The sequence below is a fragment of the Pseudomonas sp. Q12-87 genome, from assembly GCF_001269755.1.
Classification (GTDB): Bacteria; Pseudomonadota; Gammaproteobacteria; order Pseudomonadales; family Pseudomonadaceae; genus Aquipseudomonas; species Aquipseudomonas fluorescens_S.
In genome coordinates, this window is sequence record NZ_LHVI01000031.1 from 1 (window position 1) to 26,558 (window position 26,558).

Annotated in this window: 24 protein-coding genes and 1 pseudogene; 15 read left to right on the top strand and 10 right to left on the bottom strand. The window is 59.3% G+C overall.

Annotation, left to right across the window (positions count from 1 at the left end; all coding sequences use genetic code 11):
- A partial coding sequence (locus AD663_RS23175) for a transposase (protein ID WP_156334892.1) occupies positions 1–238 on the top strand: 238 nt, incomplete at its 5' end.
- A 57-nt stretch (positions 239–295) separates the two neighbouring features.
- Here the strand turns inward: AD663_RS23175 and cgtA are convergent.
- The 3 genes from cgtA to rplU all read right to left on the bottom strand — a co-directional run bounded on the left by cgtA (position 296) and on the right by rplU (position 2,317).
- The gene (gene cgtA / locus AD663_RS23180; protein WP_003185598.1) at positions 296–1,519 is read right to left on the bottom strand and encodes an Obg family GTPase CgtA; all 1,224 of its coding nucleotides are present in this window, start codon (positions 1,517–1,519) and stop codon (positions 296–298) included.
- A gap of 190 nt (positions 1,520–1,709) precedes the next feature.
- Positions 1,710–1,967, bottom strand: coding sequence for a 50S ribosomal protein L27 (gene rpmA, locus AD663_RS23185; protein WP_003176049.1), 258 nt, complete (start codon positions 1,965–1,967; stop codon positions 1,710–1,712).
- Positions 1,968–2,002: 35 nt separating this feature from the next.
- Positions 2,003–2,317, bottom strand: coding sequence for a 50S ribosomal protein L21 (rplU, locus tag AD663_RS23190; protein ID WP_003176051.1), 315 nt, complete (start codon positions 2,315–2,317; stop codon positions 2,003–2,005).
- A gap of 252 nt (positions 2,318–2,569) precedes the next feature.
- On the opposite strand from rplU, the gene AD663_RS23195 reads away from it, so the two are divergent.
- The 3 genes from AD663_RS23195 to AD663_RS23205 all read left to right on the top strand — a co-directional run bounded on the left by AD663_RS23195 (position 2,570) and on the right by AD663_RS23205 (position 4,530).
- Positions 2,570–3,538, top strand: a complete 969-nt coding sequence (locus tag AD663_RS23195) for a polyprenyl synthetase family protein (protein WP_003185602.1) — start codon at positions 2,570–2,572, stop codon at positions 3,536–3,538.
- A gap of 187 nt (positions 3,539–3,725) precedes the next feature.
- Entirely contained in the window at positions 3,726–4,067 is a 342-nt protein-coding gene (locus AD663_RS23200) for a zinc ribbon domain-containing protein YjdM (RefSeq protein ID WP_003185603.1), read from the top strand.
- Between the two features lie 205 nt (positions 4,068–4,272).
- Positions 4,273–4,530 carry a hypothetical protein gene (locus tag AD663_RS23205; RefSeq protein WP_003185606.1) on the top strand — a complete coding sequence of 86 codons (258 nt, stop codon included), beginning with the start codon at positions 4,273–4,275 and terminating at the stop codon, positions 4,528–4,530.
- Positions 4,531–4,655: 125 nt separating this feature from the next.
- Here AD663_RS23205 and AD663_RS23210 read toward each other — a convergent pair whose 3' ends face one another.
- The 4 genes from AD663_RS23210 to AD663_RS23225 form a co-directional block, all read right to left on the bottom strand.
- A complete protein-coding gene (locus AD663_RS23210) occupies positions 4,656–5,273 on the bottom strand; it encodes an FKBP-type peptidyl-prolyl cis-trans isomerase (protein WP_053214612.1) in 618 nt (205 codons plus the stop codon).
- A gap of 204 nt (positions 5,274–5,477) precedes the next feature.
- On the bottom strand, positions 5,478–5,966 hold the full coding sequence (locus AD663_RS23215) for a TIGR00645 family protein (protein ID WP_003185611.1): 489 nt from the start codon (positions 5,964–5,966) through the stop codon (positions 5,478–5,480).
- A 129-nt stretch (positions 5,967–6,095) separates the two neighbouring features.
- Complete coding sequence (locus tag AD663_RS23220; RefSeq protein WP_033046296.1) at positions 6,096–6,437, bottom strand: hypothetical protein; 342 nt, start codon at positions 6,435–6,437, stop codon at positions 6,096–6,098.
- Between the two features lie 319 nt (positions 6,438–6,756).
- Positions 6,757–9,195, bottom strand: a complete 2,439-nt coding sequence (locus AD663_RS23225) for a Lon protease family protein (protein ID WP_003185614.1) — start codon at positions 9,193–9,195, stop codon at positions 6,757–6,759.
- Positions 9,196–9,469: 274 nt separating this feature from the next.
- Between AD663_RS23225 and AD663_RS23230 the strand changes: the two genes are divergently transcribed.
- The 7 genes from AD663_RS23230 to lanM all read left to right on the top strand — a co-directional run bounded on the left by AD663_RS23230 (position 9,470) and on the right by lanM (position 16,764).
- Positions 9,470–9,958, top strand: coding sequence for a DUF3015 domain-containing protein (locus AD663_RS23230; RefSeq protein WP_003185616.1), 489 nt, complete (start codon positions 9,470–9,472; stop codon positions 9,956–9,958).
- Between the two features lie 89 nt (positions 9,959–10,047).
- Complete coding sequence (locus AD663_RS23235) at positions 10,048–11,901, top strand: DUF4105 domain-containing protein (RefSeq protein WP_053214613.1); 1,854 nt, start codon at positions 10,048–10,050, stop codon at positions 11,899–11,901.
- A 114-nt stretch (positions 11,902–12,015) separates the two neighbouring features.
- On the top strand, positions 12,016–12,372 hold the full coding sequence (locus tag AD663_RS23240; protein ID WP_003185620.1) for a hypothetical protein: 357 nt from the start codon (positions 12,016–12,018) through the stop codon (positions 12,370–12,372).
- A 68-nt stretch (positions 12,373–12,440) separates the two neighbouring features.
- On the top strand, positions 12,441–12,932 hold the full coding sequence (locus AD663_RS23245; RefSeq protein WP_053214614.1) for a GreA/GreB family elongation factor: 492 nt from the start codon (positions 12,441–12,443) through the stop codon (positions 12,930–12,932).
- 222 nt (positions 12,933–13,154) lie between these two features.
- On the top strand, positions 13,155–13,298 hold the full coding sequence (locus AD663_RS29130; RefSeq protein WP_003185624.1) for a hypothetical protein: 144 nt from the start codon (positions 13,155–13,157) through the stop codon (positions 13,296–13,298).
- A gap of 138 nt (positions 13,299–13,436) precedes the next feature.
- Positions 13,437–13,595 (top strand): hypothetical protein, encoded by a 159-nt coding sequence (locus AD663_RS29135; RefSeq protein ID WP_172680633.1) that lies wholly within the window; start codon positions 13,437–13,439, stop codon positions 13,593–13,595.
- Positions 13,596–13,680: 85 nt separating this feature from the next.
- Positions 13,681–16,764 (top strand): type 2 lanthipeptide synthetase LanM, encoded by a 3,084-nt coding sequence (gene lanM / locus AD663_RS23250; RefSeq protein ID WP_003185628.1) that lies wholly within the window; start codon positions 13,681–13,683, stop codon positions 16,762–16,764.
- Between the two features lie 175 nt (positions 16,765–16,939).
- On the opposite strand, the gene ettA is transcribed toward lanM, so the two are convergent.
- The gene (ettA, locus tag AD663_RS23255; protein WP_003185630.1) at positions 16,940–18,604 is read right to left on the bottom strand and encodes an energy-dependent translational throttle protein EttA; all 1,665 of its coding nucleotides are present in this window, start codon (positions 18,602–18,604) and stop codon (positions 16,940–16,942) included.
- A 272-nt stretch (positions 18,605–18,876) separates the two neighbouring features.
- On the opposite strand from ettA, the gene AD663_RS23260 reads away from it, so the two are divergent.
- The 4 genes and pseudogenes from AD663_RS23260 to AD663_RS23275 all read left to right on the top strand — a co-directional run bounded on the left by AD663_RS23260 (position 18,877) and on the right by AD663_RS23275 (position 25,238).
- Positions 18,877–22,725: a bifunctional diguanylate cyclase/phosphodiesterase gene (locus AD663_RS23260; RefSeq protein ID WP_003185631.1), complete on the top strand. Its 3,849-nt coding sequence runs from the start codon at positions 18,877–18,879 to the stop codon at positions 22,723–22,725.
- A 77-nt stretch (positions 22,726–22,802) separates the two neighbouring features.
- Positions 22,803–23,000, top strand: a pseudogene (locus AD663_RS23265) (EAL domain-containing protein); the annotation flags it as partial.
- Positions 23,001–23,225: 225 nt separating this feature from the next.
- Positions 23,226–24,479, top strand: coding sequence for a serine hydroxymethyltransferase (gene glyA, locus AD663_RS23270; protein WP_053214616.1), 1,254 nt, complete (start codon positions 23,226–23,228; stop codon positions 24,477–24,479).
- 219 nt (positions 24,480–24,698) lie between these two features.
- Positions 24,699–25,238, top strand: a complete 540-nt coding sequence (locus tag AD663_RS23275) for a hypothetical protein (RefSeq protein WP_003185636.1) — start codon at positions 24,699–24,701, stop codon at positions 25,236–25,238.
- Positions 25,239–25,318: 80 nt separating this feature from the next.
- Here AD663_RS23275 and yjiA read toward each other — a convergent pair whose 3' ends face one another.
- Positions 25,319–26,287 carry a GTPase gene (gene yjiA, locus AD663_RS23280; RefSeq protein ID WP_003185638.1) on the bottom strand — a complete coding sequence of 323 codons (969 nt, stop codon included), beginning with the start codon at positions 26,285–26,287 and terminating at the stop codon, positions 25,319–25,321.
- Positions 26,288–26,468: 181 nt separating this feature from the next.
- Positions 26,469–26,558: YbdD/YjiX family protein (locus tag AD663_RS28665; RefSeq protein ID WP_157062740.1), on the bottom strand; the 90-nt coding region annotated here is incomplete at its 5' end.

Consider the following 26,558-nt stretch of genomic DNA (forward strand, 5'->3'; position numbering starts at 1 on the left):
AGGGAAAAAGAAGGGACGCCGCTGCTTGTCTAAGCGAGGTGACCCAGAGGCACGTCGATTGATGCATAACGCCGCGATGTCGGCGAGGCGCACAGCGGCATGGAAGGGTTTTTATGAGGCACTGAGGGCCCGGGGACTCAGCACAACCGAAGCATTAGTTGCACTGGCCCGCAAGCTTGCTCGAGTGGTATTCGCCCTGCTGAAGAACCAGAGCGAATACTTACCGAAAGGCATTTAAGGGGTAGCCCCGCACCATAGAATCTCCCACAGGTTTTAGCTCAGCTGACAGCAAGGATCAGTCGCGAACGTAGATGATCTCCGGACCGTCTTCGTCATCCACGTCTTCTTCATCCCAATCGTCATCACCGATGTCATGGACTGATTTCACGCCGCTGCGGCGCAGGGCACGCTGGTCATCCAGGGCCTGCAACTGGGCACGAGCCTCGTCTTCGATGCGCTGGTCAAGCTCGGCGAGCTCTTCCTTGTAGGCCGGGTCGTTGGCCAGGCGATCGGCGCGATCTTCCAGGTAACGCATGATGTCGTGGCACAGGCGCTCGGTGCCTTCTTTGGCAATGGCCGAGATCACGTAGACCGGGCCTTCCCACTCCAGGCGGTCAACGATTTCCTTAACCCGCTCCTCATGCTCTTCTTCGAGGATCTGGTCACACTTGTTCAGCACCAACCAACGGTCCCGATCGGCCAGGGCCGGGCTGAACTTGGTCAACTCGCTGACGATGACTTCAGCGGCATCGGCGGCACTGGTTTCATCCAGCGGTGCCATGTCCACGAGGTGCAGCAGCAGACGGGTACGGGACAAGTGCTTGAGGAAGCGAATCCCCAGGCCGGCACCGTCGGAAGCACCTTCGATCAGCCCCGGGATGTCGGCGACCACGAAGCTTTTCCAGCGATCGACACTGACCACGCCCAGGTTCGGCACCAGGGTGGTGAATGGGTAATCAGCCACTTTCGGCTTGGCTGCGGACACCGAGCGAATGAAGGTGCTCTTGCCAGCATTCGGCAAGCCCAGCAGGCCCACGTCGGCCAGCACTTTCATTTCGAGTTTCAGGTCACGCTGCTCGCCAGGCTTGCCTGGCGTGGTCTGGCGCGGCGCGCGGTTGGTACTGGATTTGAAACGGGTGTTGCCCAGGCCGTGCCAGCCACCATGAGCTACCAGCAAGCGCTGGCCGGCCTTGGTCAGGTCGCCAATGACTTCCTGGGTGGCCGAGTCGATCACCGTGGTGCCGACCGGCACGCGCAGGACCAGGTCTTCGCCCTTCTTGCCGGTGCAGTCGGTGCTGCCGCCGTTGGAACCACGCTCGGCATCGAAGTGCCGGGTGTAACGGTAATCCACCAGGGTGTTGAGGTTTTCGTCGGCGAGCATGTAGATCGAGCCGCCGTCGCCGCCATCACCACCGTTCGGACCACCGTTTTCAATGAATTTTTCCCGACGGAAACTCATGCAACCATTGCCGCCGTCGCCAGCCTTTACTCGAATCGATACTTCATCAACAAACTTCATGACACACGCCTCTCGCCATACGGACGAGCCAAAAAAACAAGACATAAGACTCTTGCAAAAATGAGCGCAGCGACCTGATGAAACGCCCCAATTGCAGCGTTGACAGCCCATACAAACAGTTTTGCAAGAGACTCACCCCACAAACGAAAAAGCCCCGTCGCAAGACAGGGCTTTTCCAGCATTCTCGCGATTAAGCCGCGACAACACTCACGTAACGGCGGTTGAACGCGCCCTTTACTTCGAACTTGATCACGCCTTCGATTTTAGCGAAGAGGGTGTGATCCTTACCCATGCCAACACCGTAACCGGCGTGGAATTGGGTGCCGCGCTGACGCACGATGATGTTGCCCGGAATGATCTTCTGGCCGCCATACATCTTCACGCCAAGGCGTTTGGCTTCTGAGTCGCGACCGTTACGGGTACTACCACCAGCTTTTTTGTGTGCCATGAGTTCAATTCTCCTAGTGAGGAATTAGGCTGAAATTAAGCCTGAATACCGGTGATTTTGATCTCGGTGTACCACTGGCGGTGGCCCATGCGCTTCATGTGGTGCTTACGACGACGGAACTTGATGATGCGGACTTTATCGTGACGACCTTGGGAGATCACTTCAGCCACAACGGTAGCGCCAGCAACAACTGGAGCGCCGATATTCACGTCATCGCCGTTGGCGACCAACAGAACGCGATCAAAAGTCACGGATTCGCCAGTGGCGATTTCCAGTTTTTCGATCTTCAGGTATTCACCTGGGGCGACCTTGTATTGCTTGCCACCAGTAACAATTACTGCGTACGACATGGTATTTCTCCGATAATCCTGCTCACCCAGCGCTTTATAAGAAGAGGTATTGGCTGGCATGGCTGCATGGGCTGGAAGGCCCGGATGCAATTGCGTAAGGCAGGTGCTGCCCAGGAAGTTCAGGGTGCGCGATTGTACGCAAGCCGCTCGAGCCTTGCAAGTAGCCGTCCGCACCATTCGAAGCGTGCGCCTTGACAGGCCTGGGTGGGGGTCCTAGCATGCCGCGCAACCCTTCTGGAGCACCTGTCGCTGATGCAACCCCAAGCTTTCCACCGCGCGGTGGCGGACGATTTTAGCGCCGTCGACGGCATCATCAAGAAGCAGCTGACTTCCCGAGTGCCGCTGGTATCGAAAATCGGCGACTACATCACTTCTGCTGGAGGCAAGCGCCTGCGTCCTTTATTAGTGCTGTTGTGCGGCAAGGCCTTGGGTCGCGAAGGCGACGACATGCGCCTGCTGGCGGCCACCATCGAATTCCTGCACACCGCGACCCTGCTACACGACGACGTGGTCGACATGTCCGGCATGCGCCGCGGCCGCTCCACCGCCAACGCCATGTGGGGCAACGCTCCGAGCGTGCTAGTGGGCGACTTCCTGTATTCGCGCTCGTTCGAAATGATGGTTGAGCTGGGCTCCATGCCAGTGATGAAGATCCTATCCCAGGCCACGCGCATCATCGCCGAAGGCGAAGTGCTGCAACTGTCCAAGGTGCGTGACGCCAGCACTACCGAAGAGACCTACATGGAGGTCATCCGCGGCAAGACCGCGATGCTCTTCGAAGCCTCGACCCACAGCGCCGCCGCCCTGGCCGGTGCCACCGCCGAGCAGAGCGAAGCACTGCGCACCTTTGGCGATCACCTGGGCGTGGCGTTCCAACTGGTGGACGACCTGCTCGACTACAAGGGCGACGCCGAAACCCTGGGCAAGAACGTCGGCGACGACCTGGCCGAAGGCAAGCCGACCCTGCCCCTGATCTACACCATGCGCGAAGGCACGCCAGAACAGGCGGCGCTGGTTCGCCAGGCGATCCAGAAAGGCGGCATCGAGGATCTGGAAAGCATTCGTGAGGCGGTGGAAGCGTCCGGCTCCCTGGCATACACCGCAAAACTGGCGCAGGACTACGTCGCCCGCGCGATCAAATGCCTCGACGCGCTGCCGGCCAGCGAATACCGCGACGCGCTGGTGGAACTGAGCGAGTTTGCGGTGGCCCGTACTCATTGATGGCATAAAGAACCTGTGGGAGCGAGCCTGCTCGCGATGGGCTGTATCAGCCAGCTTAATGCTGAATGACGCACCGCTATGGCGAGCAGGCTCGCTCCCACAGGGGTTAAGCATTGTCCCACCCTTCCCTACCTAAAACCCTATACAATGTGCGCCCTTTTGTCCTCCTGATACCCAAGGAACCTTAGTGAGCACGTTGCCTCCCTGCCCGAAATGCAATTCCGAATACACCTACGAAGACGGTACCCAACTGGTCTGCCCGGAGTGTGCCCACGAATGGTCCGCCAGTGGCGAAGCCGAGACGGTATCCGATGACGCCGTGAAGAAGGATTCGGTCGGCAACGTCCTGCAGGACGGCGACACCATCACCGTGATCAAAGATCTCAAGGTCAAGGGCACATCGCTGGTGGTCAAGGTTGGCACCAAGGTCAAGAACATCCGCTTGTGCGATGGCGACCACGACATCGACTGCAAGATCGACGGCATCGGCCCGATGAAGCTCAAATCCGAGTTCGTCAGAAAAGTCTGAATCTTCTGTATCCCGTCCCACGCCCCTGCGTGGGACGGCGCCTTGCCCTCACCGCCCCTGCCCTGCCTTCCCAAGTGCTAGCCAGACGCCGGCCGTCCTGAGCTGCCAGCACCCATCGTCAGAAAAAGAATCGGAACACCAATAGAGACTTGCTATTTAGCGAATAAGAATTATTCTCATCAAACCCATCAAGGAGATGAGAACCATGACTTATTTGATCGATGCCTGGCTGGACCGCCCACACCCCTACCTCAGGATCTTGCATCGGGAAACCGGGGAAGTCTGTGCGGTGCTTGAGGAAGAAGCATTGAACGAGCTGCAGGACCAAGGGGATCTGGACCTCAACAGTCTCAATTCCAGCGAACCGTTGGTGCTCAAGGAGCTGGTGCGTAACCTGTTCCTGTTCTGCTATGCCCGAGCGTTGCGCCCGACAAGCGAGTTCAATGGCAGGTTTCAAGGATGACCGCAGAAATAATGTGGGAGCGGACTTGCTCGCGAAAGCGGTCTGTCAGGTAACGATAACGTCGACTGGCAGATCGCATTCGCGAGCAAGCCCGCTCCCACTGGAAACTACCGAGTCAGCAAACCTTACAGAACGTCCAGCAACTCAACGTCAAACACCAGTACGCTGTGCGGCGGAATGCTGCCGACGCCTTGAGCGCCATAGGCCAGTTCGCTCGGCACGTACAGGCGCCATTTGCTGCCGGCGCTCATCAGTTGCAACGCTTCGGTCCAGCCTGGAATAACGCCGCTCACCGGGAATTCAGCCGGCTGGCCACGATCGTAGGAACTGTCGAATACAGTACCGTCGATCAGGGTGCCGTGGTAATGGGTACGAACCTGGTCTTCACGGGTCGGCTTGGCGCCGTCGCCCTGGGTCAGCACTTCGAATTGCAGACCCGAAGCCAGGGTGGTGATGCCTTCACGCTTGGCGTTTTCGGCCAGGAACGCAAGGCCTTCGCCAGCAGCCGCTTCAGCCTTGGCAGCCGCTTCGGCCTGCATGATTTCGCGAATGACCTTGAAGCTGGCGGACATCTCGTCCTGCCCCACACGGCTTGGCTTGCCGGCAAAGGCGTCGGTCAGGCCGGCCAGGATCGCGTCCAGGCTGACGCCTGGTGGCGGGTTGTCGCGCAGTTGGTCGCCCAACTGACGGCCAATGCCGTAGCTGACGCGGGTTTCGTCGGTGGACAGGTTAACTTCGGACATGATGCTGCTCCGCTGTGCGGACGGCTCGGGAAATTGCCGTGGGTGACACAGCGCCTCCCGGAGCGCCCGGAACCAAAAGGGCGAGCAGACTAGCACAGATGCCGGGGCGGGTAACGCGCCCCTCCGTCAAAGCGCCGCGCCAGAAACCACAACGCCCGCCTGCTTTTCAACAGGCGGGCGTTGCGCCAGCACTGGTCAGGTGCCTCAGTGCTTGGTCAGTTTATCCAGATAGCCCATGGCAAACGCCGAGACCACGAAGGTCATGTGGATGATCACGTACCACTTCAAGTGCTCGGGATCGACGTTCTTGGCGTCCATGAAGATGCGCAGCAGGTGAATGGAGGAAATGGCCACGATCGAGGCGGCGACTTTCATCTTCAGCGATGAAGAGTCCATGGTGCCCAGCCAGTTGAGCTTTTCCTTGTCAGAATCGATATCCAGTTGCGAGACGAAGTTCTCGTAGCCGGAAATCATCACCATCACCAGCAGGCCGCCCACCAGCGCCATGTCGATCAGCGACAGCAGCACCAGGATCAGGTCGGATTCGGCCATGGAAAAAACGTTGGGGATGACGTGAAAGACTTCCTGGAAGAATTTCAGCGCCAGGGCCAGCAAGCCCAGGGACAACCCGAAGTAAATCGGCGCCAGCAGCCAACGGGAGGCGTACATTGCATTTTCGATAAAGCGTTCCATTGAATCTCACACCAGGGCTGAAAAATCGCGGCGAGTATATCAGCCACGAACTGCCCCACAAACGCCGGGCCCATCCCTGGCCCCGCCCTGTGCAGGTTTCACTGTCAACGCCCGCTGCGTTGGCGGCCCTCAATGCAACGGACGAAATTCGAAACCGCCGACGTTGCGACAACGGCCGCCGTTGATTTCCCGCAGTTGGGCCTGCATGTGCAAACTCCAGATCTGCGGGTCGTCGGCCAGCTCATAGCCATGCAAGGTCAGGCTCTGGACGATGGTATTTAGAATGGTTTCTGCGGCGGTTGGACCAGGGAACGGCCCTTGGGCCTTGATGGCGGAAGGTTGCTCACCTGCCATTCCGGCGGCAAAGAGTAAGGTCCACATGCCTGTATCTCCCGCGAGGGGACGGATGGCACATTCGATACGGGTTACAAGGCCCAGGCACTGGCGAGTAAGACAAAGGTTGCGCGACATGGCGGCGCCCCTCGGTAGATCCGGTATTCAGCCCCGTGGGAGGCTGTTTCGATCCGATGATGGCTCTCGTTATCCTTGAGCTGAGGATAGAAGAAAAGTTCCTGGATGATGGCTTTTCGAGACCAGAATGCGCCGAATGGTCATAGTGTGAATATTGACGCCAAAGTGGCGGCATTTCTGACAATAATCTGCTGCAAAAACTATTGTGGGAGCGAGCTTGCTCGCGACAGCGATAAGGCAGTCAAGACATCACTGACTGACATTCCGCCATCGCGAGCAAGCTCGCTCCCACATGGGCATTGCAACGATCAGACAAGTATCAAGCCGGCTTGGCTTCCGCCAGGGCTTGCTGCGCCAATTCCTTCTCCGCTTCCTTGATGTCGTCTTCGCTGATCATCTCCGCGATCACCCGCAACCGCTCCACCACTCGCGCGTTGACGCTGCCTTCGGGGAATTCGCCATTTTCATCCGGCTCGCCAGCAGGCTCACCCACCAGCAGGCTCAGGGCTTCGTCGGCCTGGCGCACGGCATACACGTGGAACTGCCCGGCGCGCACGGCGGCCAGCACTTTCTCATCGAGCATCAGGGTCGCGACGTTGGCCTGGGGAATGATCGCCCCTTGCTCACCCGTCAGCCCGCGGGCTTCGCAAAGACGGAAGAACCCTTCGATCTTCTCGTTGACCCCACCCACCGCCTGCACTTCACCGAACTGGTTGATCGAGCCGGTGATGGCGAAGCATTGCTTCAAAGGCGTTTTCGACAAGGCCGAAATCAGCGTGCAAGCCTCGCCCAAGGAGGCGCTGTCACCGTCCACGTACCCGTAGGATTGCTCCAAGGCGATACTGGCCGAAATCGCCAGTGGGAATTCCTGGGCATAGCGACTGCCAAGGTAACCCGTGAGAATCATCACGCCCTTGGAGTGAATCGGCTGGCCGAGGTTGACCTCCCGCTCGATGTCGACGATGCCACTGCCGCCCGGGTACACCGTGGCGGAGATCCGTGCCGGCACACCGAATGCCGAATCACCGACCTCCAGCACCGTCAGCCCGTTGCACTTGCCGACAGCGGCGCCGTCGGTGTCGATCAGGATGATCCCTGCCAGCATGTCGTCGAGAATCCGCGCCGAGACACGCCCGGTACGGGTGGCCTTGGCCTTGAGCGCGCGCTCGATGTGGCCGGCGTCGGTCATCTCGTCACCGGCCAGTTGGCGAATGAAGTCCGCCTCGCTGACCAGTTGGAACAGATCACCGATACGCGCCGACAAGCGCCCCTGGTGTTCGGCCAAACGAGCGCTGTAGGTCGCCAGGCGCGCCACCGCATCGGCGGTCAGCGGTGCCATGCCCTCCTCCGAAGTGCGGGTCTTGAGCAACTGGGCGAACTGCTCCAGGCTCTCGTCGCCCATCGGGATGTCTTCGTCAAAGTCCACGAGCACACGAAACATTTCCTGGAAGTCCGGATCCAGGTCCTGCAACGCATAGTAGAGCTGGCGCGCGCCGATGATCACCACCTTGACCTGCAACGGGATGTGCTGCGGCGTCAGGGTCACCGTGGCCAGTCGGCCCAGCTCACCCAGTGGCGACTCCATTTTCAGCTTGCGCGATTGCAGGGCGCGCTTGAGCGCATCCCACACGAACGGCTCGCCGAGCATTTTTTCCGCTTCCAGGATCAGGAAACCGCCATTGGCCCGGTGCAAGGCGCCGGGACGCAACTGCCGGTAGGTGGTGTAGAGCGCGCCTTGGTCGGTGCTGTACTCGATGCGGCCGAACAGGTTGTCGTAGGTTGGGTGCGGCTCGAACACCACCGGGGCGCCGCCGCTGAACGGATGCCCGACCACCAGGCTCGGCGCGTATTGCTCCTCCAGCAGCTTGCGGGCGATGGCGTCGGTCTTGCTGTCGTCCACCAGTTGCTCGACCACGGTCTTGAGCAGATAGACCTGCATGGCTTGCAGGTAACCGCAGACTGCGGCGTTCTCGGCGTATTTTTCCGACAGCGGCGCCAGAAGCGGTTGCAGCGCCAGGGTAATGGTTTCTTCGTTGAGCTGGCGCAGCTGGTTGCTGGACTCGCGCTTCCACTGCGGCAGGCTGGCGAGTTCTTCGTTCAAGCGCTCTTCGAGACCGGAAATGTCTTCATGGAAACGCTCGCGCTCGGCCTCCGGCAATTGGGCGAATTCCGCCTCGTCCAAGGCCTTGCCGTCACTCATCGGCGTGAAGGCGATGTTGCTGCTGTCACGGTACAACGCGACGTCTTTTTCCAGTGCCAGGCGCTCGATCACATCCAGGGCGCGGTCGTAGCGCTGGTTGAAGGCACGGTCAATGGCGCTTTTCTTCTGCTGGTAGGACGGATGCTCGAACACCGCCGGAAACGTTGCCAGCAGGTTGTCGATCAAGCCATTGATATCCGCGATGAAAGCGCCGGCGGTGCCCGATGGCAGCTCCAGGGCGCGGGGTTCGCGAGGCTCATCGAAATTGTTGACATAGACCCAGTCCGCCGGGGTCTGCAGGCGCTTGCCTTCGGCCTTGAGGTAGCGTTTTACGAACGAAAACCGGCCGGTGCCGGGCTCTCCCATGACGAATACGTTGTAGCCGGGGCGCGGCATGGCCACGCCGAATTGCAGTGCCTCGACGGCACGTTCCTGGCCAAGCACACCGCGAAAGGGCTCCAGATCATTGGTGGTAGAGAAGCTGAACTGTTCAGCGGAAAACGGACGGGTCAGCGCTTCGGGCGCTAGACGCAAGCTGGCAGCAACAGGATCAGGCATCGGGCATCCTTACATCAGGCGGGGCAGATAGCGGCATTCTGGCGCTGCCTGTACCTGGCTGGCAAGGAGCGCCTCAGGCCAAAGCATAGTCAACCTGCGAATGCCGCGAAGGGCCCTGTAGATTCATGACTTGCCGGATAGTTTTTGCAAAATGCCACGGAACCCTGGGATCGTGCCTAAACTCCAAACTGCGCGGCTGGAACAATAACCGGCCCACTGGCGCCGCCAGGTGCCAGACCCTGTCCATTGGTATGCACATAAAGAGAACATAGCTATGAAACGGATTCTTCTCGGTACTCTCTTCACCGCTGTATCCATCAACGCCATGGCTCAGGCGCCGGGCGGTCCGGATTGCGGCTGGGGCAACATGCTGTTCGAAGGTCAGCGTGGCACCCCGGCTCACTTCCTGGCATCCACCACCAACGGCACGTCCGGCAACGCGACCTTCGGCATGACCTCCGGTACCAACGGCTGCTCGACCAACGCGGCACTGACCTACGGTGGCAAGTCCTGGCTGGCCATGAACGGCATGATGAACGAGCTGTCCGAAGACATGGCCAAGGGTCAGGGCGAAGCGCTGACCACCTATGCCGTGGTACTGGGCGTAGCACCGGAAGACCGCGCTCATTTCTCCGCTGTCACCCACGAGCACTTCCAGCAGATCTTCAGCAAGGCTGACGTGACCGCAGAAGACGTGCATACCAACACCCTGGCCGTACTGAAAAGCGATCCGCGCCTGGCCAAGTACGCGACTCAAGCTTAAGCTCGACACCACTCGCTCCTCTCGGGGAGCGGGTTTTCTTTTTGGGGCCCCTTCCGGTCTTTATTTTTCGACTTCCCAAGTAGCCGACTATGCTCAAACGCCTTGCCTGGCTGGCGCTCTGTGTGTGCGCCCCGCTGTCCGCCGCGCCTCATGTCGACCCTCAACGTTTGCAGCAACTGGCCAACGACCGCTTCTGGATTTCCCTGGGCCACTACGAAACCGCCAAGCTTGGCGGCTGGCGCAGCTATATCAGCGACCGCAAATTCTTCCTCGCACCCGATGGCAACGAGCACCCCGACCGAGAACTGACCGCTACGCTGCAGGCCCTGTACGCCCCAGCCAATGTCGGCGAGCGACATGCCCAGTGCGTATACCCGGCGCGTACGCGCTGGTTGAAGGCACAGCTGAACCTGACGGACCTGCCCACCGTCAATTGCAGCGAATTCACCCAGTGGTTCAAGGACGTGTCTCCCCACAGCGCGGTGATGATCTTTCCCGCGGCTTACCTGAACAGCCCTTCTTCAATGTTCGGACACACCTTGTTGCGCATCGACCAGGCGGACGTGCAAAGGGACAAGACCGCCCTGCTCAGCTACGCCATCAATTTCGGCGCCTACATCGAGGGCTCGGACAACAGCATTCTTTACGCCTGGAAAGGCCTGATGGGCGGCTATCCCGGCCTGTTCGCCCTGGTGCCCTATCAGGAAAAACTCTCCGAATACCGCAGCCTGGAGAACCGCGACCTGTGGGAATACCGCCTCAACCTGAGCCAGGCGGAAACCGAACGCATGGTCGAGCACGTCTGGGAGCTCAAGCAGATCCAGTTCGATTATTTCTTTTTCGACGAAAATTGTTCTTATCGCCTGCTCGAATTGCTGCAAGTGGCTCGCCCCAGCCTGCGCCTGACCGAACAGTTCCCGCTGACAGCGATCCCCACCGACACCGTCAAGGCCGTGAAGGAAGCCGGCCTGGTGGAAAGTATCGAGTATCGGCCGTCCCGTGAACGGGAACTGCTCAGCCGCGCCGAACCGCTCACCGGCGACGAACAACAATGGGTACTGAAGATCAGCGCCGACCAAGAGCAACTGCAGACTCCCGCTTTCAAGGCGCTGCCACGGGCACGCCAGGCGCTGATCATCGATGCGGCCTATCGCCTGGAGCGTTATCGCGCCAATGGCCAGGAGCGTGATCCGCAACGCGCCCAGCGCAGCTTCCAATTGTTGCGAGCGATCAACCAGAACCCTGCGCCGGAGCTCGATATCCCCCGGCCGGGCCTGCCCGAGGACGGCCATGAATCGCGTACCTGGCAGGCCGGCCTCGGCACGCGAGGAGATCGGGCATTCGGCGAGTATGGCCTGCGCATGGCCTACCACGATCTCAACGACAACGCCGAGAGCTTCCCGCTAGGGGCGCAGATCGAAATCCTGCAGTTGAAACTGCGCCAGTACGAAGGCAACGATTGGCAGGTGCAACAACTGGACCTGGCGACCATACGCTCCCTGACCCCGCGCAACGAGCTGCTGCAACCGCTGTCCTGGCAGGTCACCGGCGGCCTGGAGCGGGTACCGGGCAAGCATGACGATGAGACATTGGTCAGCCACGTCAACGGCGGCGCCGGCGGTACATGGGCACTGGGGGAGGATGTCTTGGGCTTCGCCCTGGGCACGGTGCGGGTCGAGCACAACAACGACTTCGCCCAGTTCATCGCCCCAGCCACCGGTTTCAACAGCGGCGTGCTGTGGAAAAACCCATTGGGCAACCTGAGCGTGGAAGCCAAGGGCGATTATTTCGTCAACGGCGAAGTGCGTCGTAGCCTGAGCCTGAATCAACAGTGGGAAATATCCCGCAACCTCGGCCTGCGCTTGAGTGCCCAGCGCGAATTCAGTCACATGGCGTCGCCGGAAAACGAGGTGATGCTCGAGGTGAAGTGGTATCACTATTGAGTAGGGCAAGCCGTACGCATGCAGAGATGAACAGATAAATCACAGCGCTTTCACACCGGCCTGACGAATCCACTTCTAGACTTCTGGTAAGTAGTTACGTCAGGCAGGCAGAAGATGAAACGCGCGGTGGTAATGCTGGGTATGTTGATGTTGCTCGGTGGTTGCGAAACGACCCATGAAGACCTGATTTCCCGCGGTTATCCACCGGCATTCGCCGACGGCTATGACGACGGTTGCAGCAGTGGTCGGCAAGCGGCCGGGGCAATCACAGGCCAGTTCAGAAAAGATGTGCCGCGTTATCTCAAGGATGCCCGTTACGCCGAAGGCTGGAGCGACGGTTTCCGCCAGTGCCAGGCGATGCGCGAAAGCGAGGACCGCGATGCCTACCGTGAACGTCACTGGGACGAACGCGAACGCGCCTGGCAGCAAGAGAAGGATCGGGACGCCGCCCGGGCCTATCGTTCGCAATAAGTCGCGCGTAGACATTCATCGAAACCAAAAGCCTGCGACCATGGCCCAAACTCCTAGAGGAGAACACCATGAGTCGCGCTTTCGTCAACGAAGACACCGCAGCTGCCCAGGCCGACCAGCCGGTCGAGCGCCAGATCAGCGCGCAACCCAACTACGTCACGCCCACCGGGCTCGCCCAGCTACAGGCCCGGGTCGCCGAGTTGCAGGCTTTGCACGCCCAGCAGTCTGCCCGCAGCGATCAGGCAGACAAGCAGCGCCTCGCTGACATCGAACGGGACCTGCGATATTTCAATCAGCGTTTGCAAAGCGCGCAAGTCGTAGCGCCGAACGCATCCGAGCAAGTGCGAATCGGACATTGGGTAACGTTCGTCGATGAAGAGGATCACGAACGGCGGGTGCAATTGGTCGGCGAAGACCAGGCCGACGCGGCCAATGGGCTGGTCAACTGGGGGTCGCCTCTGGGGCGGGCATTATTGGGAACCCGGATTGGCGATGAGGTGATATGGGAGCGACCGGCGGGGAATCTCGCCATTGAAGTCGTTGCCATAGATCTCGATTAACGTGCGCCTTAATAAAAACAACGATAAAAAATATCAAATTCAGCTCATTGCCGCCTTGCTTGTTCAATGCCTATTAGCCCTCCAGCAAACCGACAATTATCTAGATGCCTGACCGGCGTAATCGCAACATAAAGTCATAACGACAAGTTGGTGTTAGTTCAGCCGCATGCTACTGTTTTCCCGCACTTCAAAAGTGCGCAACAATCACAACGGAGGTGCATCATGAGCGAGCAACTACTGGCGATGTCCGGCAACTTCGAGTGCGACTTCAAGTCCTACCAGCACGCGAATAACCCTGGCATTGAAGCGACCGCACTGACCATTGTCGAGTGTGGCACTGTCCACTGCACCGCGCTTTTGTGCTAAACGTTACATAAGCAATACCCTGACACTCCCTAACTTCACAAACAAATTCATTAACGTCCTACAGTTCGGATGCACTTGCTGGCACCCGATCGACCTGTGGTCACTGTACTTACTGTTAATACTGATGAGGAAACTATCATGAGCGAACAGATCCTGAACATGTCCGGCGACTTCAATCTCGAATTCGACGCCTATCAAGCGCCTGCTAATAACATGACGGAAATACTGGCAACGACAATGGAATGCAACACGTTCGGGACATGCACCAATCTTGAATGCTCCACGTTGGGCTGCTGATCCCGCTCGACTGATCGCCGAAACAGGCCATCGATGAAAACATAGAGCAGGCATTGCCTGCTCTATCCATGTCAGGAGCTACGGCATGCTTATCAACTCCCTGAAGCTGAATCAGCGAGGCCAGCACAGATTCTCTTCCGCTCGCGAAATCGCCCTTTTTGAAAACAACCTGACCCGCCTGCACGCGGATGACCAGGCCTTGTTGAAGTACTTTGGGTTGGACAGGGCGCAACTGTCCGCCTACATCAAGGCCCCAGCCAACAACCAGCGCTTGCCGTTCGACGGCGAAACCGCCCTGGATGCCTTGAAGGCAAAGATTATCCAGCTAGACAGTCTTGGCACCGAGACGAAAACGACCTCGGCAGGCGAGGACAATTTTTATTGGTTCGGCTACCGTTTTTTTCTTTATTTCGTGGACATGTTCAAGGCCGACCCGCGCTACGCCACTGCATCGATGCATATCGATGAACCTGCCCTGTTCGCAAGCCTTGAACGCTATGTGCTGGCCCGGGTCGGACGCACTTCGGAACAAAGCCTGGTGCATTATCTGAACACACGGATTGCCGACGGCGATGGCATCGATCTGACCGGTTTCAATGAACAGCTGCGCACATTGCCGCTGCAAACATTTTTTGAATCCTATCCAGTGTTGGCCAGCCTGTTGCTGGATCTGTTGGAGGACACCAGCCGCTACCTTTATGCAGTCATCCTCGACTTCGCCGCCGATATTGAAGCGCTTGAGAAAGCGTTCTGTATCCCCTCCCGAAGAATCGAGGCGATCGAACTCGGCCTGGGTGATCCCCATGGCCGCGGCGAAACGGTCTGCGAAGTAAAAATCGGCGCGCTATCCCTGGTCTACAAACCCAGAGCGAGCCGGGAGGCGCTGTTCTTCAATCGTCTTCTTGGACAATTGCACGAGTGGACAGGCGCCGATTGTTTTTCTATCCATGCCCCCAAAATCCTCAGTCATGAGCGGCACAGCTGGGTAGAAAGAATCGACAACCTGCCTTGCGACAGCGAAGCGGACATCGCGCTGTTCTATAAAAGAATGGGCGCGCAGATGGCCCTTATCCACGCACTGAACGGCATCGATTTTCACTACGAAAATATCATTGCGTGTGCAAGCAGCCCGGTCATGATTGACCTCGAGTGTTTGTTCACCGCGTCTACCAGCGAGCTGCTGCACGACCTACCTGCCAACTGCGCATTGTTCAATGCATTCAAGTTGATTCAACAGTCGGTGTGCTCCAGTGGCTTCCTACCTTTTTCGCATCACTCCAAAAACGACCAGAGCGGACTCACGCGGCAAGAGCAGTTCATTTCCTCGCGCCAATCACTGGTGTTCGAAGATGGCTTCTATCATTTGCGTAAGGTTCAATTCGAACATCAGCCGCTGCAAAAACATCTACCACACTGCCACGGTGAACACAGGGGATTCGAAGCGTATAAAGCGGAACTTCTTGATGGCTTTGAATATGCCTACGACCAGTTGATGATTCATCGGCGTTCGATCATGCAGAGCCTGGAATATTCGGCAGGCGAATTGTCCACCCGGGTACTGTTCAAGAACTCCCAGCGTTATGCCGACTTCATCGGACTAAGCCGCCATCCACGTTTTATGCAAAACATGCTGGATCGAGAACTCCTGCTGGCCACCCTGTGGAAAGACTTGAAGGACGTCTATCGGGAGAAGAACATTCCCCGTTATGAAATCGCCGACTTGCGAAGATCCAGCATTCCGTGTTTCACCATGTCCCTCAACTCCAGCTACTTGACAAGCACCCAGGGCGAAACCATAGAAATGGCCCCGGTGGAGCCACCGATCAGGAGCTGCCTGCAGAAACTGGCTGACCTTTCCCAAGCAGACAAGGCACTGCAATGCACCCTGCTCGAAATCTGCCTGTTTCCAGAGCCCCACGGCCAACCGCCACTGCGCACCAGGCAGACGCACGTGAAGCCTCTAGACGCGCCCCCAACGGACCGACTCGAAGCAGTCTTGAGTATCGCCGCCCGTGTGGAGGCGCTCGCTGTCATGGGAACAGCGCCAGACGTAAGCTGGCTGTCTTTTCACTTGCACCCCACGACGCAACGAAGATACCCCACGCCCATGGACCATGGGTTGTATTCCGGTATCGCCGGGATTGGGTTGTTCTATCTGAGCCTGTTCAAAGTGAGTGGCCAGACTCGCTTTCTGAGGCTCACGGACCAGGTGCTGTACTCCCTGGAGCAACACTTCGGTTTCTTCAAGACCGATCTAAGCGTCAGTGCCTATCATGGGCTGGGGTCTTACCTCTATCTGCTCATCAACCGGCGGCATATCACGGGCGATCCAAAACATGATGAAAGAATCGCCGACCTGCTGACCCAACTGATTGAAGTGCCTCCCGAAAACTATGATTTCGACTTCCTCGCAGGTTGCTGCGGCGCGGTGACGCTATTGGCCAATATCCATGCGCTGTCCGCGCGCGAGGATGTGCTGTCGGCCATTCGACGCATGGTTGACTACATAAGGGAGCAAATCCTGGTTGAGGAAGGCCAGCTTCTACGGCGCGATGATCGCTCCGTCATCTTGACCGGGCTGTCTCACGGTCTTTCCGGCGTCATTCATGCGTTGTGCAAAGCGTATGACGTGACCGGCGATGCGGCGTTGGTGCCCCTGGCCGTCCAGGTGCTTGAGGGGGAAAATCGCTTGAGCCGGGATGGTTTCTGGCTGGACCTGCGCGACCTTGGGCCCGTGGACCATACATCCAAATGGTGCCACGGCGATGGAGGCATCCTCATCGCCAGGCGACAGCTCATGCAATCGATGGGACACGCACTGGACGAAGCGACCCGGCGGACCGTGCTCGACGACATCCAGCGGTGCGAGAACAATCTCTGGCGGCATGGGTTTGGCGAGGGCTACAACCTGTGTCATGGCGACTTCGGCAATCTGGTCTGCCTGTATGACTTGTATCGGCATGCAGATAACGCCGACGGCCTGGGCAGGGTCAGGAAGGCGCTTGAGGACGTCGCCCAGCAGTTTTTCGAAGGGCCATCGCTTGACAGCGACCGTGTGCCTGACGTCAGCCTGCTGACCGGTATTGCGGGCGCGGGTTATGCCCTGCTGTATGTGATGGATCCGAGCATTCCCAACATACTTTCGCTTGATTTTGCGATACCGGTATAAGTACGTCGGCTAAAGCAGATAAGAACGATCACACATTTTTGAGAAGAGCTCGAAACCACTGTGGGAGCGGGCTTGCTCGCGAAAGCGGTGGATCCGTCAACACAATGCTGACTGATCCGACGCCTTCGCGAGCAAGCCCGCTCCCACAGGTTTTACAGCTTACCGGATGGCCGAATCAGGCCAGTTTCTTGTGCCGCACGCGATGCGGCTGGGCCGCTGCTTCGCCGAGGCGTTTCTTGCGATCGGCTTCGTACTCGGTGTAGTTGCCTTCGAAGAACACCGCTTGCGAATCGTCTTCGTACGCCAGGATGTGGGTCGCCACACGGTCGAGGAACCACCGATCGTGGGAGATCACAATGGCGGCGCCCGGGAAGTCCAACAAGGCCTCTTCCAGGGAACGCAGGGTTTCGACGTCAAGGTCGTTGGACGGTTCGTCAAGCAGCAGGACGTTGCCGCCCTCTTTCAAGGTCAACGCCAGGTGCAAGCGGCCGCGCTCACCGCCGGACAAGTCCTTGACGAACTTCTGCTGGTCTCCGCCCTTGAAGTTGAAGCGTCCTACGTAGGTACGCGAAGGGATTTCATAGTTGCCGATGCGGATCTGGTCGGAGCCGTCGGAAATCTGCTGGAACACGGTCTTGCTGCCGTCCAGGTCCTCGCGGCTCTGGTCGACGCACGCCAACTGCACGGTTTCGCCGATTTCGATGCTGCCCGAATCCGGTGTTTCCTTGCCCATCAACATACGGAACAGCGTGGACTTACCCGCGCCGTTACCACCGATCACACCGACGATGGCGCCCTTGGGCATGGAGAACGACAGGTTGTCGATCAGCACGCGGTCGCCGTAGCCCTTGCTGACGTTCTTGAATTCGATGACCTTGTCACCCAGGCGCGGGCCGGCCGGGATATAGATCTCGTTGGTCTCGCTGCGCTTCTGGAATTCCTGGGACTGCATTTCCTCGAAGCGTTGCAGACGTGCCTTGGATTTGGACTGGCGGGCCTTGGCGCCTTTGCGCACCCACTCCAGTTCTTCCTTCATGGCTTTTTCATGGGCCGACTGCTGCTTGGATTCCTGGGCCAGACGATCGGACTTGGCTTCCAGCCAGCCCGAATAGTTGCCCTCGTACGGAATGCCTGCGCCGCGGTCCAGTTCCAGGATCCAGCCGGCGACGTTGTCCAGGAAGTAACGGTCGTGCGTGATCGCGACCACGGTGCCCGGGAAGTCGTGCAGGAAGTGTTCGAGCCAGGCGACGGAATCGGCGTCCAAGTGGTTGGTCGGTTCGTCGAGCAGCAACATGTCCGGGGCGGACAGCAGCAGGCGGCACAGGGCCACGCGGCGCTTTTCACCGCCTGACAGGTGCTCGACCTTCGCGTCCCACGCCGGCAAGCGCAACGCATCGGCGGCAACTTCCAGCTGACGCTCCAGGTTGTGGCCATCGCTGGCCTGCAGGATCGCTTCGAGCTTGGCCTGTTCGGCGGCCAGCTTGTCGAAGTCGGCATCCGGATCGGCATAGGCCGCATAGACTTCGTCCAGCCGTGCCTGGGCGTCCTTGATGACGCTGACCGCTTCCTCGACCACTTCGCGGACGGTCTTGCTTGGGTCCAGCTGCGGTTCCTGGGGCAGGTAGCCGATGTTCAGGTCCGGCATCGGGCGGGCTTCGCCGTCGAATTCGTTATCGACGCCGGCCATGATTTTCAGCAGTGTGGATTTGCCCGAACCGTTGAGGCCCAGGACGCCGATCTTGGCGCCAGGGAAGAACGACAGCGAAATGTTTTTCAGGATTTCCCGCTTCGGCGGAACAACTTTGCTCAGCCGATGCATGGTGAAGACGTATTGAGCCATGGTGAACCTAGCGTCAGTGACAGGTGAAAAAGAACGAGCCAGGCCATGCGCGGCGCCGGCATGTGATTGACATCAATGCCTGCGGGCCGATAGAGCCTGGATGTCTGGAGCTGGAGCGCTCTTGTTTGACCGGCAAAGCTACCTCAACCGTCGGTCAAGGTCCAGCCGCCAGGGGCTGGCACTTTGCCACAAGGCAAGGCATGCTAGCCGCCCTTCGGCCGTCCGGCTTATAGTGCACGTCGCGCCAGTCCAGCAAACCGCAGGATTACAGCTTGTCCAACGTCACGCCGCCCCTGTCCCCACGTGCACCGACCGTCGTGCCCGGCTCGCCCCTGCGCGGGACATTGAAGGGCGCGCTGGCTACGTTAGTGTTGCTGTTGCTCGGCTTGCTCTTCTGGCAACTGCTCGATCAATTGCGTGCAACCCAGCAGCAACAGCGCCAATACACCATCGATTACACCGCCGACCTGGCCGCGCAAGTCAGCCTGAACATGGCCTTGAACGCGCAAATCGCCCTCAACCTGCTACCGATCGTCGAACAACCGCAAAGTGTCGACGAACAGCAGGCCCTGGTCCGCAAGCTCCAGCAATCCTTGCCCCAATTGCGCAGCCTGGCCTTGCTGAGCCCTTCCGGCCGGGTGCTCAGTGACAGCGAAGCCGACAGCCAGGACGCCGATTTCCTGGGGGAACTGGTGCGGCGCAGTCGCGCCCAGGCCCACTATTTCAGCAATGCCGAAGACGGCTCCGTCGTGCATCTGTTGTTGCATCAGGCCAGCGGCAGCAGTCGCGGCTATTGGGCCCTGCGCCTGACCCCGAGTTTTTTTGCAACACTGACCAAGCAGGCCGATGTGGGGCTGCGCCCGCTATGGGTGGTGGAAAACCGCCTCAACCAGCAGATCATCAGCCGCGACGAGAGCCTGCCCTCGATCAGCCCTACCCGCTTGTCCCCGGAGGACTTGGAGAACACCGTATTGACCGTGCCGCTGAGTAGCAGCGACTGGCAATTGCGGGGTTTGTTCGACCGCAGTCAAGTGATCGAGCAACTGCTGCCGGCCTTCATCGGCAAATGCCTGCTGGGCTTGGCGTTTTCGTTGCTGCCGGTGATTGCGCTGCTGAACATGCGGCGGCGCCAACGGCAATTGCACGAAGGTCGGCGTCGCTACCAGGATATTTTCGAAGGCACTGGCGTGGCCCTTTGCGTGCTCGACCTGTCGGGGCTCAAGGCGTTTTTCGAGCGGGCCGGCCTGCGCGATGGCGATCAGTTGCGCGCTTGGCTGGAGGCTCCCGAGCAACTCGAACTGCTGCGCCAGGAAGTTCACGTCACCGAAGTCAACCGGATGGCGCTGAAACTGCTCAATGTCGATTCCTGCGAACAGGCCTGGCAGTTATTGGTCGGCAAGGCGCCGCAGGACAGCAACCCCGTTGGCTCTAAGCTGCTCGAAGCGTTGCTCGATCAACACAAGCAACTGGAACTGGAAATCCGGCTCCAGGACGCCCATGGCCGCGAACAGCATCTGTGGCTGGTGCTGCGCCTGCCAGAGAATCAGCAAGACTACAGCGCCGTTATCCTCAGCATCAACGACATTACCAGCCGCAAGCTGATCGAGCTTTCGCTGCTCGAGCGCGAGGGTTTCTGGTCCGATGTGGTGCGCACCGTACCGGATCATCTCTATGTGCAAGACGTGATCAGCCAGCGGATGATCTTCAGCAACCATCACCTGGGCCAGACCCTGGGCTACGACCGCACCGAACTGCACCAGATGGGTGAATACTTCTGGGAAATCCTGCTGCACAACGAAGACGCCGATCACTATCACGGCCTGCGTCAGGAACAACGACGGGCCGGGTACGCCCAACTGCTGCAATGCCAGTTGCGCTTTCGCCATCGCAATGGCAAATGGCGGCGCTTCGACATCCGCGAGCAGGCATTGGCTCGGGACCGGCATAACCAGGTGACACGGATCATCGGCGTGGCCAAGGACGTCACCGAGCAGATCGAGGCCAGTGAATCCCTGCGTGACAGCGAACAGCGCTACCGGATGCTCGCCGAAAGCATCAGCGATGTGATTTTTTCCACTGACAGCAAGCTTTCGCTCAACTATGTCAGCCCATCGGTACAAGCGGTGCTGGGCTACAACGCCGAATGGATCTTCCAGAACGGCTGGCAGTCGACCATTGCCAATCCGCAACAGTTGACCGGCATCTATACCCTGATGGACCGGGTCAGCAAGGCCCTCGACAAGCCCGAGCAACTGGCCGAGCTGCGCAACCAGATGCAAACCCAGCTGTACCTGTTCGACTGCCTGCGTGCCGATGGACGCAAAATCCCTATCGAACTCCGGCTGGTGCTGGTGTGGGATGACAATGGCGGGTTCGAAGGGGTGCTCGGTGTCGGCCGTGACATCAGCCAGCAGCGCCGCGCCGAAAAAGACCTGCGCATGGCCGCCACGGTATTCGAGCATTCCACTTCGGCGATCCTGATCACTGACCCGGCCGGCTACATTGTCCAGGCCAACGAAGCGTTCAGCCGCGTCAGTGGTTATGCGGTGTCGCAGGTTCTCGACCAGTTGCCGACCATGCTGACCGTGGACGAGCAGCAGGAAGCCCACCTGCGCTACGTGCTCAAGCAACTTCAGCAGCACAGCACCTGGGAAGGCGAAGTCTGGCTCAAGCGTCGCAATGGCGAACATTACCCCGCCTGGGTCGGCATCACCGCCGTGCTCGATGACGAAGGCGACCTGGCCAGCTACGTGTGTTTCTTCAGCGACATCAGTGAACGCAAGGCCAGCGAGCAGCGCATCCATCGCCTGGCCTACTATGACGCCCTGACCCACCTGCCCAACCGCACGCTGTTTCAGGATCGCCTGCACACCGCGCTGCAATCGGCCGAGCGGCAGAAATCCTGGGTCGTGCTGATGTTCCTCGACCTGGACCGCTTCAAGCCGATCAACGACTCCCTGGGCCATGCCGCTGGCGACCGGATGCTCAAGGAAATGGCCACCCGGCTGCTCGGCTGTGTCGCCGACGACGACACCGTGGCGCGCATGGGCGGCGACGAGTTCACCCTGCTGCTGCAACCGCGGGTCAGCCGCGAAATGGCGCTGAACCGGGCGATCACCGTGGCCGAGCAGATCCTCGCCAGCCTGGTTCGACCATTCGTGCTCGAAGGTCGAGAGTTCTTCGTTACTGCCAGTATCGGTATCGCCCTGAGCCCTCAGGACGGCAACGAACTGAGCCAGTTGATGAAAAACGCCGACACGGCCATGTATCACGCCAAGGAACGCGGCAAGAACAACTTCCAGTTCTATCAGGCCGACATGAACGCCAGCGCCCTGGAACGGCTGGAACTGGAAAGCGACCTGCGCCATGCCTTGGAGCAGAACGAATTCGTGTTGTATTACCAGCCGCAATTCAGCGGTGACGGCAAGCGTCTGACCGGCGCCGAGGCCCTGCTGCGCTGGCGCCATCCACGACGCGGGCTGGTGCCGCCGGGGGACTTCATCCCGGTCCTCGAGGAATTGGGGCTGGTGGTGGACGTCGGCGACTGGGTCATTACCGAAGCTTGCCGGCAGCTCAGGACCTGGCACCAGGACAAGGTCCGGGTGCCGAAGGTGTCGGTCAACATTTCGGCCCGGCAGTTCTCCGACGGCCAGCTCGGCACGCGCATCGCCAATATCCTGCGCAGCACCGGCCTGCCACCGGCGTGCCTGGAGCTGGAACTGACCGAAAGTATCCTGATGCGCGAAGTCAGCGAGGCCATGCAGATCCTGGCCGGCCTGAAGAACCTCGGCCTGAGCATCGCCGTGGACGACTTCGGCACCGGTTATTCGTCGCTCAACTACCTCAAGCAATTTCCCATCGACGTGCTGAAGATCGACCGCACCTTCGTCGATGGCTTGCCGTCCGGCGAGCAGGATGCACAGATCGCCCGGGCGATCATTGCCATGGCCCACAGCCTCAACCTGGCGGTTATCGCCGAGGGCGTCGAGACCCACGAGCAACTGGACTTCCTGCGCGAACACGGCTGCGACGAAGTCCAGGGCTACCTGTTCGGCCGGCCGATGCCGGCCAACCGGTTTGAAGCGCAGTTCAGTAATGATGCGCTGTTCATGCTCGACTGAAATCTTGTGGTGGCTGGGCGGGCCTCTTCGCGAGCAAGCCCGCTCCCACAGGGCAAACGCATTTCAAAATGTGGGAGATCGCCCGGGCGATCATTGCCATGGCCCACAGCCTCAACCTGGCGGTTATCGCCGAGGGCGTCGAGACCCACGAGCAACTGGACTTCCTGCGCGAACACGGCTGCGACGAAGTCCAGGGCTACCTGTTCGGCCGGCCGATGCCGGCCAACCGGTTTGAAGCGCAGTTCAGTAATGATGCGCTGTTCATGCTCGACTGAAATCTTGTGGTGGCTGGGCGGGCCTCTTCGCGAGCAAGCCCGCTCCCACAGGGGAAACGCATTTCAAAATGTGGGAGCGAGCTCGCTCGCGAAGGGGCCCGCCCGGGCAACGCTGAGTACTGGGTGAATCCCTTTCGTCCGCCACATGACGTCCTTTCATATGCCTTCCAAAACCGGTTGGGTTAGAATGCCCCCCTTTTCTGCCCCCGATCCTTGAGGACCGCCATGTTCAGCCGTGATTTGACTATTGCCAAGTACGACGCCGATCTCTTTGCCGCCATGGAGCAAGAAGCTCAGCGCCAGGAAGAGCACATTGAGCTGATCGCTTCGGAAAACTACACCAGCCCCGCGGTGATGGAAGCTCAAGGCTCGGTACTGACCAACAAGTACGCCGAAGGCTACCCAGGCAAGCGCTACTACGGCGGCTGCGAATACGTCGACGTGGTCGAGCAACTGGCCATCGACCGTGCCAAGCAACTGTTCGGCGCCGATTACGCCAACGTCCAGCCCCACGCCGGTTCCCAAGCCAACGCTGCCGTGTACCTGGCGCTGCTGTCGGCCGGCGACACCATCCTGGGCATGAGCCTGGCCCACGGCGGCCACCTGACCCACGGCGCCAGCGTTTCCTCCTCGGGCAAGCTGTACAACGCTGTCCAGTACGGCATCGACGGCAACGGCCTGATCGACTACGACGAAGTCGAGCGCCTGGCCCTCGAGCACAAGCCGAAAATGATCGTGGCCGGTTTCTCTGCGTACTCGCAGATCCTCGACTTCCCGCGCTTCCGTGAAATCGCCGACAAAGTCGGTGCCTACCTGTTCGTGGACATGGCTCACGTGGCGGGCCTGGTCGCCGCGGGCGTCTACCCGAACCCGGTGCCGTTCGCCGACGTGGTCACTACCACTACCCACAAGACCCTGCGCGGTCCACGTGGCGGCCTGATCCTGGCTCGCGCCAACGCCGACATCGAGAAGAAGTTGAACTCCGCCGTCTTCCCGGGCGCCCAGGGCGGCCCGCTGGAGCACGTCATCGCTGCCAAGGCGATCTGCTTCAAGGAAGCGCTGCAACCTGAGTTCAAGGCTTACCAGCAGCAAGTGGTGAAGAACGCCAAGGCCATGGCCGGTGTATTCATCGAGCGCGGCTTCGACGTCGTGTCGGGTGGCACCGAGAACCACCTGTTCCTGCTGTCGCTGATCAAGCAGGAAATTTCCGGCAAAGACGCCGACGCGGCGCTGGGTAAGGCGTTCATCACCGTGAACAAGAACTCGGTGCCCAACGACCCGCGTTCCCCGTTCGTCACCTCGGGCCTGCGTTTCGGCACCCCTGCCGTAACCACCCGCGGTTTCAAGGAAACCGAGTGCAAGGAGCTGGCAGGCTGGATCTGCGACATCCTGGCTGACCTGAACAACGAAGCGGTCATCGATGCCGTTCGCGAGAAGGTCAAGGCTATCTGCAAGAAGCTGCCGGTGTACGGCGTTTAATAACCCGTAAGACCGCAATAAAAAAAGGCCCGCCTCGAAAGATGCGGGCTTTTTTATTGATTATTAAATAGACCCTTCCAACTAACTTCTAACACTCAATACCCGCCTTCACACTTAACTTCCTGCAATACAGATAACACCCCCGACGATCAATAAACCAATAAGATCCGCTTCGCTCCATCCCACACTTCAAAACTCAATAAAGGACCGAATGATCACATGGACAGTGAACAATCTTTTCATGCGTCGCTTCGCATGTTTGACGCTCGCGTAAATCTACTTGAAACACTGCACGGTAAACCCGCGATGGCCACCGTCAGTTCCTTCAGTGGTGGATTTTTTACCGGCAAACCGCAAACCCAGGATCACTCACACTTGCTCGGCATGCGCCCCGAAGCCCAAGGCGTGGACCGCACCCAATTGATGTTGCATTTCCGGCCGACGCCCAACGGCTACATCCTGACCCTGAAAAACCCCGGGGAACACTATAACAAACTGATTAGCAGGAGCTTGCTTGAAGTGCTCGGGGCAGAAAGTTCAAACACTGTTAATCCGACGCGTTTCATCCTTGTTGACCATCAACAAAACATCATCACGCGAAAAAACATCAACACCCCACATACGCCTGTCTCGCTCATGACCACTGTGAACAAATATGTCGGTGGATTAAGAGTACGTGGCTCGCCTTATATCTATCTTGCCGAGACCGAGGAAAAATCAAAGATCACCTTTATCTTGAGCCTGCGCGAAGGCATGTAGGGCCAGCCCAAAAAACCCAGACAGCCTTGTGGCGGGGAGTTATTTCCTCGCCACAAGGTTTTACCGCAGTTAGCGGGACGTCAAAGTAGGATGGCTTCGAAGCCTGCGCGGATTTTTTCTTCGGGCAGTTCGTCGGCGATGAACACGATCACGCTTTCCCGGGCTTCGCCGGGAGCCCAATCGGTGTCCCAATCGAAACCGTACAGCTTGAGCACGCCCTGGAAAACCAACCTGCGGGGTTCGCCAGCGATGTTCAGAACGCCTTTGTAGCGCAGCAACTGCTTGCCGTGCTCTTCCAGCAACTGATTCATGAACTCGCTGAGTTTTTCGATATCCAGCGGTTTGTCGGTGCGCAGCACCAGGCTGCTGATCCGATCACCGGGGGTGGCCTTGCCGACCGGCCGCAGGCTGAACCCTGCCCCCAGGTCCGCATTGAGATTGAAGCCACGGATGTCGAGCAGTTCGGCCAAGTCGATCTTGCCGTGTTCCACCACCCTGATGGGCGCCCGCCGGTTGATGCGCGTCAGGCGCTCGCCAAGGGCCTGGACTTGCGCCGCGTCCACCAGGTCGGTCTTGCTCAGGAGCAGGCGATCGGCAAACCCGACCTGGGCTTGGGCGATGGCCTGGGTCAGGTGGACGTCGGCGTGAGCGGCATCCACCAGGGTCAGGATCCCGTCGAGGATGTAGCGCTCGCGCAAATCTTCGTCGATGAAGAATGTCTGGGCCACCGGCGCCGGGTCGGCCAGGCCGGTGCACTCGATCACCAGGCGGTCGAAAGCGATCTCGCCACTGTCCAGCCGTTCGAGCAACAGGTACAGGGCCTTGGTCAGGTCGGTGTGGATGGTGCAGCACACGCAGCCGTTGGCCAGGGTCATGACTTGCACCGGCTCATCGCCGAGCAATTGGGTGTCGATACCGGCATCGCTGAATTCGTTTTCGATCACGGCGATTTTCAAGCCGTGCCCGGCCTTGAGCAGGTGGCGCAACAGCGTGGTCTTGCCGGCGCCAAGGAAGCCGCTGAGGATGGTGACCGGAATGGGAGAGGACAAAACTGAATCTCCTTGATGCATGAAGAATGAAAGCGTTTGTGCTGTACGCCAATTTTGAAACCGCCCCAAAATAATTGTGGGAGCGAGCTTGCTCGCGAAGGCGGTCGGTCAGCCACATCAATGGCGACTGACCCGACGCCTTCGCGAGCAAGCCCGCTCCCACAGGAGGGGCTACATCAATTCAACAGCACTTGGGCCCGCCCTTGCCGCCGTAACGGGCTTCCTGGCGTTCGCGGAAGAACGCCTCGTAGTCCATCATCGGCTTGTCCGG